16 protein-coding genes are annotated in these 19542 nt (G+C 73.2%); 9 read left to right on the top strand and 7 right to left on the bottom strand.

Features of this window, described 5'->3' with window-relative positions; translation table 11 throughout:
* The first annotated feature begins 267 nt into the window (after nt 1-267).
* Together ACIGWZ_RS38975 and ACIGWZ_RS38970 are read left to right on the top strand one after the other, a co-directional pair.
* Entirely contained in the window at nt 268-1677 is a 1410-nt protein-coding gene (locus tag ACIGWZ_RS38975; protein WP_400072714.1) for a CitMHS family transporter, read from the top strand.
* The gene (locus ACIGWZ_RS38970; protein ID WP_400072712.1) at nt 1678-2991 is read left to right on the top strand and encodes an MFS transporter; all 1314 of its coding nucleotides are present in this window, start codon (nt 1678-1680) and stop codon (nt 2989-2991) included. It abuts the gene before it with no gap.
* Nucleotides 2992-3017: 26 nt separating this feature from the next.
* On the opposite strand, the gene ACIGWZ_RS38965 is transcribed toward ACIGWZ_RS38970, so the two are convergent.
* A complete protein-coding gene (locus ACIGWZ_RS38965) occupies nt 3018-4481 on the bottom strand; it encodes a hypothetical protein (protein ID WP_400072711.1) in 1464 nt (487 codons plus the stop codon).
* Nucleotides 4482-4747: 266 nt separating this feature from the next.
* Between ACIGWZ_RS38965 and ACIGWZ_RS38960 the strand changes: the two genes are divergently transcribed.
* The 3 genes from ACIGWZ_RS38960 (at nt 4748) to ACIGWZ_RS38950 (ending at nt 8044) form a co-directional block, all read left to right on the top strand.
* Nucleotides 4748-5323 (top strand): hypothetical protein, encoded by a 576-nt coding sequence (locus ACIGWZ_RS38960; RefSeq protein WP_400072709.1) that lies wholly within the window; start codon nt 4748-4750, stop codon nt 5321-5323.
* Between the two features lie 164 nt (nt 5324-5487).
* On the top strand, nt 5488-6906 hold the full coding sequence (locus ACIGWZ_RS38955; RefSeq protein WP_400072707.1) for an aldehyde dehydrogenase family protein: 1419 nt from the start codon (nt 5488-5490) through the stop codon (nt 6904-6906).
* A 58-nt stretch (nt 6907-6964) separates the two neighbouring features.
* Nucleotides 6965-8044, top strand: coding sequence for a Zn-dependent alcohol dehydrogenase (locus tag ACIGWZ_RS38950; RefSeq protein WP_400072705.1), 1080 nt, complete (start codon nt 6965-6967; stop codon nt 8042-8044).
* A gap of 215 nt (nt 8045-8259) precedes the next feature.
* Here the strand turns inward: ACIGWZ_RS38950 and ACIGWZ_RS38945 are convergent, their stop codons facing one another.
* Together ACIGWZ_RS38945 and ACIGWZ_RS38940 are read right to left on the bottom strand one after the other, a co-directional pair.
* Nucleotides 8260-9231 (bottom strand): urea transporter, encoded by a 972-nt coding sequence (locus ACIGWZ_RS38945; RefSeq protein WP_400072703.1) that lies wholly within the window; start codon nt 9229-9231, stop codon nt 8260-8262.
* A 213-nt stretch (nt 9232-9444) separates the two neighbouring features.
* On the bottom strand, nt 9445-10092 hold the full coding sequence (locus ACIGWZ_RS38940; protein ID WP_400072701.1) for a TetR/AcrR family transcriptional regulator: 648 nt from the start codon (nt 10090-10092) through the stop codon (nt 9445-9447).
* A gap of 86 nt (nt 10093-10178) precedes the next feature.
* Here ACIGWZ_RS38940 and ACIGWZ_RS38935 point away from each other — a divergent pair, with 86 nt between their 5' ends.
* Both ACIGWZ_RS38935 and ACIGWZ_RS38930 read left to right on the top strand, forming a co-directional pair.
* Nucleotides 10179-11339, top strand: a complete 1161-nt coding sequence (locus ACIGWZ_RS38935) for an acyl-CoA dehydrogenase family protein (RefSeq protein ID WP_400072699.1) — start codon at nt 10179-10181, stop codon at nt 11337-11339.
* Nucleotides 11340-11460: 121 nt separating this feature from the next.
* Nucleotides 11461-12114, top strand: a complete 654-nt coding sequence (locus ACIGWZ_RS38930; RefSeq protein WP_400072697.1) for a TetR family transcriptional regulator — start codon at nt 11461-11463, stop codon at nt 12112-12114.
* On the opposite strand, the gene ACIGWZ_RS38925 is transcribed toward ACIGWZ_RS38930, so the two are convergent.
* On the bottom strand, nt 12095-12556 hold the full coding sequence (locus tag ACIGWZ_RS38925; RefSeq protein ID WP_400072695.1) for a MaoC family dehydratase: 462 nt from the start codon (nt 12554-12556) through the stop codon (nt 12095-12097). The genes ACIGWZ_RS38930 and ACIGWZ_RS38925 overlap by 20 nt on opposite strands.
* Before the next feature lie 283 nt (nt 12557-12839).
* Here ACIGWZ_RS38925 and soxR point away from each other — a divergent pair, with 283 nt between their 5' ends.
* Entirely contained in the window at nt 12840-13382 is a 543-nt protein-coding gene (gene soxR, locus ACIGWZ_RS38920) for a redox-sensitive transcriptional activator SoxR (RefSeq protein ID WP_400072693.1), read from the top strand.
* 37 nt (nt 13383-13419) lie between these two features.
* Here the strand turns inward: soxR and ACIGWZ_RS38915 are convergent, their stop codons facing one another.
* From ACIGWZ_RS38915 to ACIGWZ_RS38905, 3 genes are all read right to left on the bottom strand, one after another.
* Entirely contained in the window at nt 13420-14859 is a 1440-nt protein-coding gene (locus ACIGWZ_RS38915) for an amidase (RefSeq protein WP_400072691.1), read from the bottom strand.
* 97 nt (nt 14860-14956) lie between these two features.
* Complete coding sequence (locus tag ACIGWZ_RS38910) at nt 14957-15676, bottom strand: 3-keto-5-aminohexanoate cleavage protein (protein WP_400072689.1); 720 nt, start codon at nt 15674-15676, stop codon at nt 14957-14959.
* A 119-nt stretch (nt 15677-15795) separates the two neighbouring features.
* Nucleotides 15796-16413 carry a hypothetical protein gene (locus ACIGWZ_RS38905; RefSeq protein ID WP_400072687.1) on the bottom strand — a complete coding sequence of 206 codons (618 nt, stop codon included), beginning with the start codon at nt 16411-16413 and terminating at the stop codon, nt 15796-15798.
* Between the two features lie 255 nt (nt 16414-16668).
* Here ACIGWZ_RS38905 and ACIGWZ_RS38900 point away from each other — a divergent pair, with 255 nt between their 5' ends.
* Complete coding sequence (locus tag ACIGWZ_RS38900) at nt 16669-19494, top strand: penicillin acylase family protein (RefSeq protein WP_400072685.1); 2826 nt, start codon at nt 16669-16671, stop codon at nt 19492-19494.
* Nucleotides 19495-19542: the final 48 nt, after the last annotated feature.

Below are 19542 nucleotides of genomic sequence, written 5' to 3'. Positions count from 1 at the left end.
ACCCACCCACGGGAGGGGACGGACCGTAGCGGCGGAGCCGTGTAGGGCCGGCACCGCTCCCTACAAACCCACGCCCGCCGCAGGCGCAACGGCGAGAAACCAACCACGGCGGGAAAGCCGACAACGTGGGGCACCGGCAAAGCGCAGCGCCCCGTTTTGCTCGTATTGCTCTGGCGTCAAGACCTTGTTAACAAAAGTTTGCGCGACCTAACGTCGCCTGAACCGCCACCCCGGCAGATGGTCAAGGGCGAACGTGAGGTACCCCCAATGCTGACAATCCTCGGATTTGTCATGATCGCTACCTTCCTGGTGCTGATCATGATGAAGAAGATGTCACCGATGGCAGCGCTTGTGCTCATCCCCGCGCTGTTCTGTGTCCTGGTCGGCCAGGGCGCCCACCTGGGCGATTACGTCCTCAAGGGCATCGGCGACCTGGCCCCCACGGCCGCGATGCTGATGTTCGCCATCATCTACTTCGGGGTGATGATCGACGTCGGGCTCTTCGACCCGGTCGTCCGCGGCATCCTGAAGTTCTGCAAGGCCGACCCGGTGCGCGTCGTGATCGGTACGGCGCTGCTCGCCGCGATCGTCTCGCTCGACGGCGACGGCTCCACCACCTTCATGATCACCGTTTCCGCGCTCTACCCGCTCTACAAGCGGCTGAAGATGAGCCTGGTGGTCATGACCGGCGTCGCCGCCACCGCCAACGGCGTGATGAACACCCTCCCCTGGGGCGGCCCCACCGCCCGCGCCGCCACCGCCCTCAAGCTGGACGCCGGCGACATCTTCATCCCGATGATCCCCGCGCTGGCCGTCGGCCTGGTCGCCGTCTTCGTCCTGGCGTACGTGCTCGGGCGGCGCGAGCGCAAGCGGCTGGGCGTGCTGACGCTCGGCGAGGCCCGGGTGGTGGCGGAGCACGTCGAGGAGAAGGAGACCGAGCAGGTGCTGGTCGGCGCGGGCGGCGGCCCCGTCGCCGCGCGGCCCGCGGCCCCGGCCGGCGGCGCGGGCACCGGCCCCGCGGACGACGCGGCGGACCTCCAGGTCCTCGACCCCGACCGTGCCACCCTGCGCCCCGGGCTCTACTGGTTCAACGCCGCGCTCACCGTCGCGCTGCTCACCCTGCTCATCATGCAGACGCTGCCGATCCCGGTCCTCTTCCTCCTCGGCGCGGCCATCGCCCTCACCGTCAACTTCCCGCAGATGAAGGACCAGAAGGCACGCATCGCCGCGCACGCCGAGAACGTCCTCAACGTCTCCGGCATGGTCTTCGCCGCCGCCGTCTTCACCGGCGTCCTCACCGGCACCGGCATGGTCGAGCACATGGCCCGCTGGCTGGTCTCCGGCATCCCCGACGCGCTCGGCCCGCACATGGGCATCGTCACCGGCGTCCTCAGCATCCCGCTGACCTACTTCATGTCCAACGACGGCTTCTACTTCGGCATCGTCCCGATCCTCGCCGAGGCCGGAGCCGCCCACGGCGTCGCCCCCATCGAGATCGCCCGCGCCTCCCTCGTCGGCCAGGCCCTGCACATGTCCAGCCCGCTGGTCCCCGCCGTCTACGTCCTCGTCGGCATGGCCAAGGTCGAATTCGGCGACCACACCAAGTTCACCGTGAAATGGGCCGCGCTGACCTCGCTCGTGGTCCTGTGCGCCGGGCTGCTCTTCGGCATCATCTAGATGACACCGACGCACGGCGCGGGGCCCGGCAGGAGCTGGCTGCTGCGGCTGGTCCTCACCTTCTCCTTCGCCCAGGCGGCGGTGAGCATGGCCAGACCGGCCGTCTCCTACCGGGCCATCGCCCTGGGCGCCGACGGGCGCGCCGTCGGCGTCATCACCGCCGTCTACGCGCTGCTGCCGCTGCTGGTCGCCGTACCGCTGGGCCGCCGCACCGACCACGGCCGCTGCGCACCGCTGCTGGTCGTCGGCGTCGCCCTGATCAGCGGCGGCTGCGCGCTCAGCGGAGCCGCCGGATCGCTGCCCGCGATGGCCGCCTGGAGCGGGGTGATGGGCCTGGGGCACCTCTGCTTCGTCATCGGCGCCCAGTCGATCGTGGCGCGCCGCAGCGCCCCGCAGGACCGCGACCGCAATTTCGGCCACTTCACGATCGGCGCCTCCCTGGGCCAGCTCATCGGCCCGGTCGCCGCCGGGCTCGTCGTCTCCGGCCGCGAGGGGGCGATGGCCCGCACCAGCGCCACCGCCCTGCTCGTGGCCGGCGCCGTCGCCGCCCTCTCCTACGCCTCCCTCTGGCGCCTGGAAGGGCGCACCCCGTCCGCCCCCGGTACGCCGGCCCGCGCGCCCGGCCCGGCCGTATCCGTACGGGACATCCTGCGGGCCCGGGGCGTACCGGCCGGCATCTTCGTGAGCCTGGCGGTGCTCTCCGCGACCGACATCCTCACCGCCTATCTGCCCGTCGTCGGTGAGGACCGCGGCATCGCCCCGGCCACCATCGGGCTGCTGCTGAGCCTGCGCGCCGCGGCCACCCTCGCCTGCCGCCTCGTGATGACCCCGCTGCTCGCACTCCTGGGCCGCACCGTCCTGCTGGCCGCCACCTGCGGCGCGGCCGCCCTGTTGTGCGGCGCCCTCGCGGCCCCGCTGCCCGTGGCGGCGCTCGCTGCGGTGCTCGCCGTCCTGGGTTTCTGTCTCGGCGTCGGCCAGCCGCTCTCCATGACCACCGTCGTCGAGGCCGCCCCCGGCAACGCCCGCAGCACCGCGCTCGCCCTGCGCCTCACCGGCAACCGGCTCGGCCAGGTCGTGGCGCCGGCCGGCGCGGGCCTGGCCGCGGGGCTGGCCGGTGCGGCCGCGCCCTTCGTCCTGCTCGGCGCGCTGCTGCTGGCCTCCGCGCTGATCGCCGCCCGGTCACCGGGCGACGGGACGGCGGCGCGCCCGGCATCGGCCGCGCGCCCCGGGCCCGCGGCGCGGGACGACGGGGACCGCGCCGGGCGGGCGCGCGGACCCGGCCGGTGCGGTGGTCCCTCCGGCGGCAGCGGCTGAGGAGACCTGCGCGTGCCCGTGGGGCGTCACTCCCGGCCGGCCAGCGCCGCCCGCGCGGTGCGTACTTCGTCGATGGCCTGGAGATGCCCGCCCTCCTCGGCGCAGCGCTCGGCCCGGTCCAGGAGGCGCAGGCTCCCGGCCGGGTCGGGGGCGTGCCGTACGCGGGCCAGGGCGACCAGGGCGAAGGCCAGTGCCGTGCCGCCGAAGGGCTCGGCCAGTTCGACGGCGGCCCGGGCCAGGCGCTCCGCGTCGTCCCGCTCGCCGAGCAACAGGTGCAGTTCGGCGAGATTGGCGCGCTCGAAGGCGGTGGCCGTGGGGCGGCCGGCCTGTTCGGCCAGCGCCAGGGCGCGGCGCCCGTACTCCAGCGCCTGCCGGTGCCGGCCCGCCCGGCGCGCGGTCTCGCGCAGCACGGACAGCACGGTGGCCAGCAGCGCCGGGTCACCGGACTCCTCGGCCGGCGCCAGCGCCCGTTCCGCGGGGCCCGCCGCCTCGGCGGCGCGGCCGGACAGGCCCAGGCAGACGGTCTGCTGGGCGAGCGAACGGGCCAGCAGCACCGGGCGATCGGGTCCCCGCGCGGCCTGCGCCGACCGCTGCGCCGCCCGCGCGGCCGCCAGCGCCTCCTCGTACCGCCCCGTGTACGACAGCACCGCGGAGCGCGCCATCCGGTGCGCCGCCCGCACCTCGTCGGGGGTTCCCGGTCCCGGCGGATGGGCGCCGAGTACGGCGAGCGCCTCCTCGCCCGTACCGCTGCGGCACAGCACCTCGGCCAGCCGGGCCGCGGCCAGGACGCAGGCATCGCGCAGGCCCTGACGCCGGTACGAGCCCAGGGCCTCCCGCAGCACGTCGAGCGCCTCCCCGTAGCGTCCCGAACGGTCCAGGGCCAGCGCCCAGTCCAGCCGCACCCGCGCCGCATCCGCCTCGGGCGGCGCCGTCCCCTCGACGGCGTCCGGCGTCGCGCCCGGGGCCGCCTGCGCCGGCGCCAGCGCGTCCCGCACCCGGGTGCGCAGCAGCTCCAGGCGCTCGCGGGACGGGGCGGCCCAGGTCGCGTACCGGTCCTCGGGGAGCAGTTCGCCGCTCAACGCCTCCAGCGCGGCCGCCAGTTCGTGGGCTCCGCCGCCGGCCAGTGCCTGCCGGGCGAGCGTCCCGGCGTGGTCGGTGTCGATCCACACCGTGTCCCGGGCCAGCCGCAGCAGCGCGCCGTCGCCGGTCAGGTACGAGGACAGGGCGCGGGGCCGCAGCTCGGGCTCCAGCTCGTGCCGGGCGGCGTGCAGCGCGACCCGCAGGCTGCGCAGGGCGGCCGGGAATTCGGCGTGCGGCCAGCACACGGCCATCAGCTGCTCGCGGTGCAGCTGATGGTCCGGCGCGATCGCGAGCAGTTTCACCAGGGTCCGGGCGCTGGGCCGGGACCAGCGCTCCGCGAGCGGCGCGCCGCCGTCGCGTTCCAGCCGGAACCCGCCGAGGAGGCGAATGCGCAGCAGTGGGGGACTCATCAGGCCGGACACTCTAACCGGTGGCGTTCCAGGGGCTGTTACCGGTGAATTACTGGCCGGAAACGCTCCCTCGTCGGGGCACGTCACGGGCCGTCCGGCGCAGTGATCGCGTCAATGTGGCCGGGGCCGCGGGGCAGCGGCGGGGCGGGCGTTGACGGTACGTGGCGCGCTGCGAAGGATGTGCCCGTGCGCACCGGTTCGACCAGCGGCAACGCCCCACTCGATCACCTCTCGGACCACCTCTCGACCATCCTTCAGGAGGAAGCGTGAAGCGCTCCCACGCCCTTGCCGTCTCCGTTCTCGTCCTCGTCCCCGGTACGGCCGTGGCGGCCCAGGCGGCCGACGGCGCCCCGCCCGCCGCCCGGCACGCCTCCGCGGCCGCGTCCTGGTGCAAGGCGAAGGGCGGGGTGGCACAGACCCGGGTCCCGTACTTCACCGGTTCCGGAAACGTCCTCACCCCGCTGGGCGGCGAGCGGGAGATGTGCCTGTTCACCGCCAAGGACGGCAGCCAGATCATGATCGGGGCGGACACCCTGGCCGCCGACAAGCCGACTCTGGCCGCGCTCGCCTACGTCCGCAAGCCGGCCGGCCCCAGCAGCCCCGGCAACCCCTCCATCGCCTACTGCCAGGGCATCAACGGCACCGCGATGTTCGGCAACAGGCCCACGGACGGCGGGGGCTGGGGACTGAAGGGCGAGACGAAACCGGACCAGGTGAGGTCCGCCTGCATGTTCGGCGACGGGTCGGTGATCGACGCCTGGGGGCTGAAGTACCACCAGGGCGGAGTGATCCGCGGCGCCGATCTGACCAAGAAGTTCCGCGCCGCGATCCCCGGCGCGTGACCGGGCGGGCCGTCCCCGGCCGGTCGTGATCCGGCTGCCCGCCCGGGTGATGATGGCCGGGTGACGCGCTCCGCTCCCGTCGGGAGTGGCGCCCCTCAAACTAGCGCCGCTAGTTTGAGGGGTGCGGCACACCGCCGCGCGCGCGAACTCGGGAGGACGGCTTGATGAAGGCACACGACGGGATGTACATCGGCGGCGCGTGGCGGCCGGCGGCGGGGGGCGACACCATCGAGGTGCGCAACCCCGCCGATGAGCAGGTGATCGCGACCGTCCCGGCCGGCACCGCCGAGGACGTGGACGCCGCGGTGCGCGCCGCCCGCGCCGCGCTGCCCGGCTGGCGGGCCACCGCCCCCGCCGAACGCGCCGCGAAGCTGACCGCGCTGCGCGACCAACTCGCCGCCCGCTCGGCGGAGATCGCCGAGACCATCACCGCCGAGCTGGGCTCGACGCGCTCCTTCAGCACCCGGGTGCAGGCCGGCCTTCCGGTCGCCGTGGTGGGTTCGTACGCCGAACTGGCCGCCTCGTACGCCTTCGAGGAGAAGCTCGGCAACTCCACCGTGCTGCACGAGCCGGTCGGCGTGGTCGGCGCGATCACCCCCTGGAACTACCCGCTCCACCAGATCACCAACAAGGTCGCCCCGGCGCTCGCCGCGGGCTGCACGGTCGTGCTCAAGCCCGCCGAGGACACCCCGCTCACCGCCCAGCTCTTCGCCGAGTGCGTGGACGCGGCGGGCATCCCGGCCGGTGTCTTCAACCTCGTCACCGGCCTCGGTGCGGTCGCGGGCCAGGCGGTGGCCGAGCACGAGGGCGTGGACCTGGTCTCGTTCACCGGTTCGACGGCCGTCGGCAAGAAGATCGGTGCCCTCGCGGGCGGGGCGGTCAAGCGCGTGGCGCTGGAGCTCGGCGGCAAGTCCGCCAACGTCATCCTGCCGGGCGCCGACCTCGCCAAGGCCATCGATGTCAACGTCGCCGATGTCGTCCGCAACTCCGGCCAGTCCTGCAACGCGCTGACCCGGATGCTCGTGCACGCCGACCAGTACGACGAGGCGGTGGCCCGCACCGCCGAGGCGGTGGCCGCATACGCCCCCGGCGACCCGACGGACGAGGCCAGCCGGCTCGGCCCCCTCGTCAACGCCAAGCAGCGCGACCGCGTCCGCGGGTACATCGCCAAGGGTGTGGCGGACGGCGCGCGCCTGGTGGCGGGCGGCGAGGAGGCTCCCGAGGGCCTGGAGACGGGCTACTACGTCCGCCCGACGGTGTTCGCCGATGTGACACCGGACATGACCATCGCGCAGGAGGAGATCTTCGGCCCCGTCATCTCGATCCTCAAGTACGAGGACGAGGAGGAGGCCGTACGTATCGCCAACGGCACGGTCTACGGGCTGGCCGGCGCCGTATGGGCCGCCGACGAGGAGACCGCGGTCGCCTTCGCCCGCCGGTTGGACACCGGCCAGGTCGACATCAACGGCGGCCGCTTCAACCTGCTGGCGCCGTTCGGCGGATACAAGCAGTCCGGCGTCGGCCGCGAGCTGGGCCCGCACGGTCTGACCGAGTACCTCCAGACCAAGTCGCTCCAGCTCTGAAAGCCGGGCCGCCGCCCTTCCCGCTCATCCCTTACCCCCTGACCCAGGAGCCTGCACCGTGGTCCGCGCCGCCGTCCTGCCAGCCGTCAACGCCCCATTGGAAATCGCCGAGATCGAGCTGCCCGCACCGGGCCCGGGCCAGGTCCGGGTCAAGCTCGCCGCCGCCGGGGTCTGCCACTCCGACCTGTCGCTGTCCAACGGGACGCTGAAGCAGCCCGCCCCCGCCGTCCTGGGACACGAAGGCGCGGGCACCGTCACCGCCGTCGGCGAGGGCGTCACCGGCATCGCGGCCGGCGATCACGTCGTCCTCAACTGGGCCCCGTCCTGCGGAAGTTGCCACTTCTGCGGTCTGGCGGAGCCCTGGCTGTGCGCCAACGCGGGCGCGGCCGCCGCGCAGCCCTACGCGCGGCTGGCGGACGGCACCGAACTCCACCCGGGCCTGGGCACGGCCGCCTTCGCCGAGGAGACGGTGGTGCCCGCGCATGCCGCGCTGCCGCTGCCGGACGGGGTGCCGCTGACCGACGCCGCGCTGCTCGGCTGCGCGGTGCTCACCGGCTGGGGCGCCGTCCACCACAGCGCGCGGGTGCGGGCGGGGGAGTCGGTGGTGGTCGTCGGCGTCGGCGGGGTGGGCCTGGCCACCCTCCAGGCGGCGCGGATCGCGGGTGCGGGCCCGATCGTGGCGGTGGACGTCTCCCCGGCGAAGGAGGAGCTGGCACGGGCGGCCGGGGCCACCGAGTTCGTGCTGGCCGGTGAGGACACCGCCAAGCGGATCCGCAAGCTCACCGGGGGCGTGGGCGCCGACGTCGCCGTGGAGTGCGTGGGCCGCGCCGACACCATCCGTACGGCCTGGTCCGCCACCCGCCGTGGCGGCCGCACCACGGTCGTCGGCATCGGTGGCCAGGACCAGCAGGTCACCTTCTCCGCCCTCGAACTCTTCTACTTCGGCCGCACCCTCTCCGGCTGCGTCTACGGCAACAGCGACCCGGCCCGCGACCTCCCGGTCATCGCCGAGCACGTCCGCTCCGGCGCGCTCGACCTCTCCGCGCTGGTCACCGACCGGATCGGGCTCGACGGCATCCCGGCCGCATTCGAGGCGATGGTGGCGGGCAAGGGCGGCCGGGCGCTGGTCGTCTTCTAGGCAGCGGAAGGAACGGGGCGGGGCCGGCGGCGCGGGAAGCGCCTCCGGCTCCGCGCGCGGCAACCGCGGACTGCACGGCTCGCGCGTCCAGCTCGGCGTCCCGACCGGGTCCTCGTCCTCGTTCTCGTCCTCGTTCTGGTCCTCGCATGGGACGTGCACACCCGCGCCGGCCTCCATCCCGCTGCCGGGCCGCCGCGCCGCGCACCGGCACGAGGTCAGCCGGTGACCCGGCGCAGCCGTGGGAACGCCGGCGCCGCGGCCAGGAAGACCAGCGAGACCAGGACGAACGGCCAGGTGAAGGTGTGGCCGCCGGACGGCGCGAAGACGGCGGCCAGGGCCGGGCTCAGCGCGGTCGCGGACGCCGCGCCGACGACCGCGTAGGCCAGGCTCCAGCGGTCCGCGGCGAGGAACACCCCGCACAGCGCCATCGCGACCAGCACGGCGTTGTAGCCCATCGTGCCCTCGGCCACCTGCTCGGCGGGCGCGCCCAGCGCCCAGGCGGTCAGGATGCCGACGGCGCTGCCGACGCAGGCCAGCGCGCCCGCCCGGCGGCAGGCGAGGAAGATGCCGAGCAGGAAGATCAGTCCGACGTGCCACTGCGGCATGAAGAAGATCTGGCCGATATTGGCGAAGAAGGCCTGCCAGAGGTCGGTGAACGTGAGGGACGTGGTTCCGGCGGCCGGCCGGGAGAGCGCGGCCGGGCCCGCGTCCTGGTGCCAGACCCGCTGGAAGCCGGGTGCGGCGATGGTCATCGCGCTGGCTGTGATGCAGAACGGCAGGGTGAAGGTGGGAAGTTCCCAGGTGGCGAGTATGCGGGCGGCGGCAGCGGTGAGCACGGTGACCGCCGCGCTGCCGGCCAGCGCGAGCAGCGCGGTGGACGGATGGGCGGCGCCGAGGAAGACGGCGCAGCCGACCGCCACCAGGCAGGCGTTGAACCCTTCGAGGCCGGCCGTGATCCGGCCCCGGTCCGCGCCCAGGAGGCGGGCGGTGCCGGTGCCGACGGCGGTGCCTATCAGCCCGTAGAGGCCGAATGCCCAGCCCGCCGCGAACAGCGCGACCGAGAACACCCCGCCGGCCAGGGCGCTGGGCAGGAAATCGACCTGCGCCTGACCGCGCAGCACCTCGATGACGAACCGTCCGTACCGTGTCCGGAAAGGGCCGTTGAGGGCCGTACCCGACTCGTGCACACCGTCTCCCGCTCAGGCAGAAATGCCTCCGTCCGCCAGAGGCTGGCGCACCTTACACCTCTTGCGGGCGATGCGGCGGAGGTGTCCATGGCTCGGCGTCCCGTGCGGACCCGTGCCGATCCATGGGTGTCCGTTCGGGTCCGTAGGTGTCCGTGCGGGTCCATGGGTGTCCGTGCGGATCCGTGCGCGGTTGTGCCGGTCCGTGCGGCTTCGTCAGGCGTCGTCGGGCGGTACGAGTTCCGGGTGGTGCAGCGCCAGGCCGTCCACCAGGGCGCGCAGGCCGGTCTCGAAGGCGCCCTCGTCCACCTGGCGTTGGTGTTCGACCAGGAGATGGGCCTGGCCCAGGTGGGGGTAGTCGGCGGGGTCGTATGCGCCCGGGTCGTCCACGAAACCGCGGGCGAAGGAGCCCAGGGCGGAGCCGGCCACGAAGTAGCGGACCATCGCGCAGACCCGGGTGGCCTGGGCCGGCGGCCAGCCCGCCCCGACCATCCCGCCGAACGCCGCGTCGGCCATCTTCAGCCCGGCCGGGCGGCGGCCGGGGCCCTGCGCGAGGAACGGCACGATGTGCGGATGCGCGGCGAGCGCGGCGCGGTAGGAGCGGGCCCAGTCCAGCAGCCCGGCCCGCCAGTCGCCGCTCGCCGCGAACGTCGACACGTCGACCTCGGCGATGACCGTGTCGGCGACCGCGTCGAGGATCTCGTCCTTGGTGGTGAAGTGGTTGTAGAGGGAGGGCCCGCTGACGCCCAGTTCCGCCGCGAGGCGCCGGGTGGAGAGCGCCGGCAGCCCTTCCGCGTCGATGAGCGCCAGCGCCGTGATGACGATGCGCTCGCGGCTCAGAAGGGGCTTGCGGGGTCGGGCCATGACGCACATAGTAGAGGCCGCCACCAGAAAACTAGCAGTGGTAATTAACCTCTTGATCAACTGTTCTCGTCGACAGGGAGCCCATGATGAACCTGGAGCTCAGCGCGGAGCAGACCGCGATCCGCCGGCTGGCCAAGGACTTCACCGACCGCGAGATCACCCCGCACGCCACCGCCTGGGACCGCGCGGAACAGGTCGACCGCGGGATCGTTGAGAAGCTCGGCGAGGTGGGATTCCTCGGGCTCACCGTCCCCGCGGAGTACGGCGGCAGCGGCGGCGACCATCTCTCGTACGCCCTGGTCACCGAGGAGCTGGGACGCGGCGACTCCTCCGTGCGCGGCATCGTCTCGGTCTCCCTCGGGCTGGTCGGCAAGACCATCGCCTCCTGGGGCGACGAGCGGCAGAAGCGGGAGTGGCTGCCGCGGCTGACGTCCGGCGAGGCGATCGGCTGCTTCGGGCTCACCGAGCCGGGTACCGGCTCCGACGCCGGCAATCTGGCCACCCGGGCGGTCCGCGACGGGGGCCCCGGCGCGGACTGGATCATCGACGGCGCCAAGATGTTCATCACCAACGGCACCTGGGCCGATGTCGTGCTGCTCTTCGCCCGCACCGGCGACGAACCCGGACACCAGGGCATCAGCGCCTTCCTCGTGCCGACCGACACGCCGGGGCTGGCGCGCCGGGAGATCCACGGCAAGCTGGGGCTGCGTGGCCAGGCCACCGCCGAGCTGGTCCTGGACGGCGTACGGGTCCCCGACGCGGCGATGCTCGGCCCGGCGGGCAAGGGCTTCTCGGTGGCGATGTCCGCGCTGGCCAAGGGCCGGATGTCGGTCGCCGCCGGGTGCGTGGGCATCGCCCGGGCCGCCCTGGAGGCCGCGCTCGGCTATGCGGGGCAGCGCGAGCAGTTCGGCAAGCCGATCGCCCGGCACCAGCTGGTGCAGGAACTGATCAGCGACATCGCGGTGGAGGTGGACGCGGCGCGCCTGCTGACCTGGCGGGTGGCCGATCTGATCGACCGCGGCGAGCCGTTCGCCACCGAGGCGTCGAAGGCCAAGCTGTTCGCCTCCGAGGCCGCGGTGCGCGCCGCCAACAACGCCCTTCAGGTCTTCGGCGGATACGGCTACATCGACGAGTACCCGGTCGGCAAGCTGCTGCGGGACGCCCGGGTGATGACCCTGTACGAGGGCACCAGCCAGATACAGAAGCTGGTCATCGGACGGGCGCTGACGGGGGTCTCCGCCTTCTGACATGCCGCCGCGCGCCAGCGGCCCCGCGCCGCACCGGCCCCTAAGCGCTTGCTCAGCGGCGCGGTATGGTGTTCGATCCGTCAGGGGAACGTCCCTGGCGGATCGAGGAGCGGGGTACGCGATGGGTGCGGCGGCGGAGCGCGCGAACGCAGAGAGCGAAGAGTGGGCCGGGGTGACTCCGGACGCCGCGCGACGGCTGGTCGGTGCCGCCGTCGAGGCGTTCGCCGAGCGCGGCTACCACGCCACCACCACCCGCGACATCGCCGGCCGGGCCGGGATGAGCCCCGCCGCGCTCTACATCCACTACAAGACCAAGGAAGAGCTCCTCTACCGCATCAGCGGCATCGGCCACGAGAAGGCGCTGCGCATCATGGGCGCCGCCGCCGAGGCGCCGGGCAGCCCCACCGAGCGGCTCGCCGACGCGGTACGGACCTTCGCCCGCTGGCACGCCGAGCACCACACCACCGCCCGGGTCATCCAGTACGAACTCCAGGCGCTGAGCGCCGAGCACCTCGCCGAGGTCACCGGCCTGCGCCGCCGGACCGACCGGCTGCTGCGCGGCATCATCCAGGACGGCGCGGACAGCGGGGAGTTCCGGGCCGACGACGTGCCGGGCACCACCCTCGCCGTGCTGTCGCTCTGCGTCGACGTCGCCCGCTGGTTCTCGGCGGACGGCCCGCGCACACCCGACGAGGTCGGCGCGCTCTACGCCGACCTCGTCCTGCGGATGGTGGGCGCCCGGCCGGCCGGGCCCGCTACCAAGAGAAGCGGCTGACCGTCTCCGCGACGCACACCGGCTTCTCGCCGCCCTCGCGCTCGACCGTGACGACGGTGGTGAGCTGTACGCCGCCCTTGACCTCGCTCACCTCGGCGATCCGCGCCGTGGCGCGCAGCCGCGAGCCGACCGGCACGGTGGCGGGGAAGCGCACCTTGTTGGCGCCGTAGTTGATGCCCATCGCCACGTTGTCGACCCGCATCAGCTGCGGTACGAGGGTGGGCAGCAGCGAGAGCGTCAGATAGCCGTGCGCAATGGTCGTGCCGAACGGGCCGGCCGCGGCCTTCTCCTGGTCCACATGGATCCACTGGTGATCCCCGGTGGCGTCCGCGAAGAGATCGATCCGCTTCTGGTCGATCTCCAGCCAGTCGCTGGGGCCCAGCTCCTCGCCGACCGCCCCCCGCAGCTCATCGGCCGATGCAAACACTCGGGGCTCTGCCATCTCCGCCTGCCTCCTCGGGATCCCATGCTGATCAGCGCTTACTAAGCGCTTGCTCAGCATGCGGAGTGCGGGCACCCACTGTCAACGCCTGCGGAAAAAGCGCGGGCTAAGGGCTGTCCCGTAATGCCTGGTGGATCAGTGCACGGCGTCAGATGCGGCGCATCGCAAGGCGGAGGGACGTCCGGATACTGGGTGTATCCGGATGTTCCGACAACGCGGCGAGGTGCCGTAGCTGTCGTCGTGCGCCCGACAGGCATTACGGGACAGCCCTTAGGGTTGAGGGGTGCCTCAGCTTCCGTACAAGGTTCATGAGCTCTCGGTCGGCCAGCTCTCCGCGCGCAGCGGCGCGGCGGTCTCCGCGCTGCACTTCTACGAGTCCAAGGGGCTGATCAGCAGCACCAGGACGGCCGGCAACCAGCGCCGCTACACCCGGGACGCGCTGCGCCGGGTCGCCTTCGTCCGGGCGGCGCAGCGGGTCGGCATCCCGCTCGCGGTGATCCGCGAGGCGCTGGCCGAGCTGCCGGACGGGCGCACCCCCAACCCCGCCGACTGGGCCCGGCTCTCCGAGGTCTGGCGCACCGAGCTGGACGAACGCATCAGCCAGCTCGTCGAACTGCGCGACCGGCTCACCGACTGCATCGGCTGCGGCTGCCTCTCGCTGCAGAAGTGCGCGCTGTCCAACCCCTACGACAACCTCGGTGAACAGGGGCCCGGCGCGCGGCGCCTGCGGGTCGACCGGGGCGCCAAGGACCCGGAGGACCGGCGCCGGAGCGGCGGGGACGGCGAGGCCTGCACCCCTGAGGAGCAGGGCGGCGCATGCGGGTGAGCGCGCCCGCCCCGTGAGGGGGCGGGCGCGGCGGTGATCACCAGACCGACGGCTTCCGGCCGGCCCAGGGGCGGGCCCGCTCGAGCTGCGCGGACAGGGAGATCAGCGTGGCCTCCGCGCCGTACCGGCCGCCGAGCATCACACCGATCGGCAGACCCGCGGCGTTCCAGTGCAGCGGGACGCTGACCGCGGGCTGGCCGGTGGCGTTGTAGAGCGCGGTGAACGGGGTGTATGCGCCGATGGCGGCGAACTCGGCCTGCGGATCGGCGTCGTTGCGCAGCGCACCGACCGGCAGCGGCGGCCCGGCCAGCGTCGGTGAGAGAATCGCGTCGTAGCCGCCGGGCGGCATCAGACCGTCGGCGACGGTCTGGGCGAGCGCCCGGAACGCGTACAGCGCGCCCGCGAAATCCTTGCCCGAGACCGCGGCGCCGCGGCCGCGCAGATAGCGGGTCAGCGGCATCAGCAGCTCCTCGCCCTCCGGCGGCACCGGCCGGTTGGCGGCCATCACCGACCAGACGCGGGTGAAGGCGTGGAGGATGCCGTCGTCGGCGGGCAGCGTCACCTCCTCCACCTCATGGCCGAGTGCGGTCAGCAGAGCGGCCGCCTCGGCCGTGGCGGCGCGGCAGTCGGGGTCGACGGCGATGCCCGGTATCGGGGCGTCGGACAGGCAGGCGATCCGCAGCCGCCCGGGGTCGCGGCGGGCGTGTGCGGCGAAGGTCTCGCCGGGCGGCAGCGGCGGCGCCGTGTACGGGTCGCCGGGCATCTCGCCCGCCAGGACGTCCAGCAGCGCGGCGGCGTCGGCGACCGTACGGGCCAGCGGACCCGAGGTGCTCAGGCCCGTCACATCGTGCAGCAGCGGACCGCCGCTGATCCGGCCGCGGCTGGGCTTGATGCCGTACAGCCCGCAGACCGAGGCCGGGATGCGGATCGAACCGCCGCCGTCGCTGGCGTGCGCGACGGGCGCCAGGCCGCCGGCCACCGCCGCGCCCGCGCCGCCGCTGGATCCGCCCGCCGAGCGCTCCAGGTCCCACGGGGTGCGGGCGGCCGGCGCGAGGCCGTTCTCGGTGTAGCAGGGCAGCCCGAACTCGGGGGTGTTGGTCTTGCCGAGCAGGACCGTGCCGGCCGCCCGCAGCTTGCCGACCACGTGATCGTCGACGGCCGGGACGTACGCGGCCAGCGCCCGCGAGCCCATCGTGCAGCGCACGCCCGCCACCTGGTTGAGGTCCTTCACCGGCACCGGAACGCCGTGCAGCACCGGGAGTTCACGCCCCTCCCGGCGGGCCGCGGCGGCCTCGCTCTCGGCGTCCGCGGCCTGCTTGCGGGCGATCTCCGGCGTACGGGTGAGAAAGGCGCCGAGGGTGTCGTCCAGCCGGTCGATCCGCGTCAGGTAGTGCTCGGTGAGCTCGACCGGGGACAGCTCCCCGGACCGGATGCCTTCGGCCTGTTCGAGCGCGGTCAGATCGTGCAGTTCGGCCATGGACGTCCACCCTCTCGTCGGGGTCCGTGCCGGCCGGATACCGCACGGACCGTACGGGCCGCCGACGTTACCGGCCGGTTGACCCGGAACAGTTCTTTCAGGTCGAGGGCGGGCCCGTAAAGGCCGCCGCGGCGGCGACCAGTTGGGCGTTGGAGGCGGCCGGCCGGCCGTCGGGGAGCAGGAGGGTGTCCGCTATGCCGATGCGGGTGGCCAGGCCCAGGTCGAGGGCGAGCCGGAGCACCGGCCAGGCGCCGCCGTCCTCGCCGTGCAGCAGCACGGGGCGGCCGTGCGGGGGCAGCGAGGCCAGCAGTGCGCGGGCGGTCGCGGCGGCCGACCGCGCGTCGGTGCCGGTCACTTCGGCCAGCACCCGCAGCACCTTCGGCGCCAGGGGGGAGCGGGCGAAGCGCGCCGCGCCGTCGGTGCCCGACCGGAGGCCGGCCTCGATGCCGATGCCGCGCTCCAGCAGCGCGGCGGCGACGGTCTCGGCGCCCGGCTCGTGCCAGTTGACGGAGGCGTGGTCGGGCAGCACCGTCCACGAGGCGATCCGCTCCGCCCGGCGCGCGGGGTCCGGTTCGGCCCAGGCACCGGTCGTCACGCCGACCGGCACGTCCACCGCGGCGCGTATGGCCTCCAGGGCCGGGCCCACCACCCGCGGCGAGAGCGAGTCCTGGCCGCAGGGGGTCTTGGGGTGGACGTGGACGTCCTCGGCACCGGCCGCCACCGCCTGCCGGGCGGCCTCGGCGAGCGCGGCCGGTGAGAGGGGGACCGCGGCGGAATCGGCCGCGGTCCGGGCGCCGTTGAGACAGACCTGAAGCATGTTCCGATGGTGACACGGGGGTCTGACAACGCGCGGAAACGGTGCCGCTGCCGATGCCGCTGCGGTCCGGTGGCGGCGACCGGCCGCGCGCGGCCCCGCTCACGCCGCCGCCGGCCCGCTCAGGCCGCCGCGAACACCCCCGCCCCGCCGGCCCGGCGGCCCGCCGCCGTCAGCGCCTCCGAGGTGAGGACGGACGCCGGGGCGACCACGCCGCACTCCCGGCACGCGGGCCCGGCCGCCGGGCAGCCGGCGGATTCCGGGAGCCAGGCGAAGCGGGTCCCGCCGCACACCGGGCAGTCCCGGCGGGGCCGTCCCGACTCCATCGCCGCGATCATGCTGCGCAGCACCACCGCGAGCCGGGCCGCCGGATGCCGGTGCGGTGCCTCGCACGGCACGATGTCGCAGCCTCCCCAGGTGCGCCGGTGCCAGTCGTCGATCGCGCTGGGCTGCCGGATGCCGTCGTGCTTCTCCCTGCGGCGCCGGGCGGCGAACTCCCGCTCGTACGCGAGCCAGAGGGTGCGCGCCTCCTCCAGCTCCGCCAGTGCGGCCATCAGCCGTTCGGGGTCGGGGTCGCGGTCGTGGGCCGCGATGCCGACCCGGGTGCACAGATGGTGCCAGGTCGCGCGATGCCCGTACGGGGCGAAGCGTTCGAGACATTTGCGCAGCGCCGTACGCCGCTGAGCGGCCACGAGCCGTGGGTTGCGGACCTGTTGTGCGAGAGCTCTGAAACCGGCCACCTTCGATCGACCTCCGTGGGGAGAACCCGACTGGACAGGGAAGGGACGTAATCGAGCGCCGCCTGGATCCATCGAATTTTCGTGCGGATTCACCCGTCTCTCCCGGTTTTCCTCGGTCCCCGCCGTCCGATTGCCTGTGGGGAATTCGAAAAGGTGACTGTTGTTCATCTTCCGGCCACGAGTAACCGCCGGTAACGTCCCGCCCACCCTCCCCAAGCTCTTGAGGGCAGCGGGGACCCCCATCGAGGAGCAGGAATGCGACGACGTACCGGAAGGCTCAGGGCTGCCGCCGCGGCAGCCCTGTTCGCCTTGGGTGCCACGCTCTTGGCACCACCCCCCGCCGCGGCCGCGGCCGCGCCGAACGGCGCCGACGACTACTGCCAGGGACAGTGCGCCGACATCCTGCCGCCCGGCGCCACCGGCAATGCCACCCTGATGCAGATCCTGGGCAACAAGCTGTTCGGCACCCACCCCGAGCACTCCACCGACCAGTTGGGCCCCTACGGCGCGCTGGCGAGCGGCTACCAGTCGCTCACCGACGACACGCTCACCCAGTTCTTCAACGACGCCTCCTTCGGCGTCCCCGACGACCAGGTCGGCAAGGTCACCACGCCCCGCGACGACGTGACCATCACCCGCGACAAGAAGACCGGCGTCCCGCACATCAAGGGCACCACCCGCTACGGCACCGAATTCGGCGCCGGCTACGCCGCGGGCCAGGACCGCCTGTGGCTGATGGACCTCTTCCGGCACATCGGCCGCGGCGAGCTCACCTCCTTCGCCGGCGGCGCGCCCGCCAACCAGGGCCTGGAGCAGCAGTTCTTCCCCACGGCGCCGTACACCGAGAAGGACCTCCAGGAGCAGGTCGACGCCATCCGGGACAGCAACGGGGCGCGCGGCAAGCAGGCGATGGAGGACGCGCAGGCGTACGTCGACGGCATCAACGCCTACCGGGAGCAGTCCAAGAACGGACGCTACTTCCCCGGCGAGTACGTCCTCACCGGGCACATCGACGCGATCACCAACGCCGGTGAGATCAAGCCGTTCACACTCACCGACCTGATAGCGCTGGCCTCGGTCGTCGGCGGCCTCTTCGGCAACGGCGGCGGCGGCGAGGTCCCGTCGGCCCTTGCGCTGCTCTCCGCCCAGCAGAAGTACGGCCTGGAGGAGGGCACCAAGGTCTGGGAGTCCTTCCGGGAGCGCAACGACCCCGAGGCCGCCAAGACCCTGCACAACGGCCAGAGCTTCCCGTACGCGGTGAAGCCCGACAAGGCCAAGGGCACCGCGCTGCCCGACCGCGGCTCGGTCACCCCCGAGCCGCTGGTCTTCGACCGCACCGGCGCCGCGGCCCTCAAGAAGGGCGAGAAGACGCCGCAGGACCCGGTCGAGGCCCCGAAGAAGTACAAGAAGCTGGAGGGGCTGTTCAAGGACGGAGTGCTGCCCAAGGGGAGCTTCGACCCCACCCAGCACCGCGGCATGTCCAACGCCCTGCTGGTCTCCGGCAAGCACACCGCCAGCGGCAACCCGGTCGCCGTCTTCGGCCCCCAGACCGGCTACTTCGCGCCCCAGCTGCTGATGCTCCAGGAGATCCAGGGACCGGGCATCAGCGCCCGCGGCGCCTCCTTCGCCGGCGTCGGGATGTACATCCAGCTGGGCCGCGGCCAGGACTACGCCTGGAGCGCCACCTCCGCGGGCCAGGACATCACCGACACCTACGCAATCGACCTGTGCAACGCGGACGGCTCCCCGCCCACCAAGGACTCGACGTCCTACCGCTACCACGGCGCCTGCGTCCCCATGGAGAAGCTGGAGCGCACCACCTCCTGGAAGCCCACCATCGCCGACCCGACCGCGGCCGGCTCGTACCGGATGCAGGTCTTCCGCACCAAGTGGGGCACCGTCACCCACCGCGCCACCCTCAAGGGCAAGCCCGTCGCCTACACGGCGCTGCGCACCACCTACCGGCACGAGGCCGACTCCATCATCGGCTTCCAGATGCTCAACGACCCCTCGTACGTCCACGACGCCGCGACGTTCAAGAAGGCCGCCCAGCACATCGGTTACGCCTTCAACTGGTTCTATGCCGACTCGCGCGACATCGCGTACTACAACAGCGGCCTCAACCCGGTCCGCAACCCCGACGTCGATCCGGCGCTGCCCGTCAAGGCGGAGCAGGCCTACGCCTGGAAGGGCTACGACCCCGCCACCAACACCACCGACTACACCCCGCCCGCCCAGCATCCGCAGTCCGTCGACCAGGACTACTACATCTCCTGGAACAACAAGCAGGCCGAGGACTACGACTCGGCCGGCTTCGGCAACGGCCCGGTGCACCGCGCCAACCTGCTGGACGACCGGGTGCGCGCGCTGACCGAGGACGGCGGCGTGACCCGGGCCTCGCTGACCCAGGCGATGGCCGAGGCCGCGGTGACCGACCTGCGCGGCGAGGACGTGCTGCCCGAGATGCTGCGGGTGCTCAACAGCAAGCCCGTCACCGACCCCGCACTGAAGAAGGCCGTGCAGCAGCTGGAGGCCTGGCGCAAGGACGGGGCACAGCGCCACGAGACCGCCGCGGGCTCGCACACCTACGCCCACTCCGACGCGGTACGGCTGATGGACGCCTGGTGGCCGCTGATGATCGACGCCACCTTCGAGCCGGGCCTGGGCGGCGACCTGTACAACGCCCTGACCGCCAACCTGGCCACCGACGAATCCCCGTCGGCCGGCCACGGCCCCACCGGGGCGCACGCCGGATCCGCCTTCCAGTACGGCTGGTGGAGCTACGCGGACAAGGATCTGCGCTCGGTGCTCGGCGACAAGGTCAAGGGCCCGCTCGCCCAGCAGTACTGCGGCAAGGGCGATCTGACGGCCTGCCGCGACACCCTGCTGGACACCCTGCGGCAGGCGAACGCCAAGACGGCCGAGCAGGTCTACCCGGGCGACGGCAGCTGCAAGGCCGGCGACCAGTGGTGCGCGGATGCGATCATCCACCGCGCGGTGGGCGGCTTGACCCACGACACCATCAGCTGGCAGAACCGGCCGACCTACCAGCAGGTGGTGGAATTCCCCGGACACCGGTGAACACGGCGCCGACCGCACCGGCAAGGAGCCGGACCGGCAGCTGACGAC

It is taken from the genome of Streptomyces sp. NPDC053427, assembly GCF_044544985.1.
In the GTDB taxonomy this organism is placed as follows: Bacteria; Actinomycetota; Actinomycetes; order Streptomycetales; family Streptomycetaceae; genus Streptomyces.
This window is presented reverse-complemented; position numbering and strand designations above follow the sequence as displayed.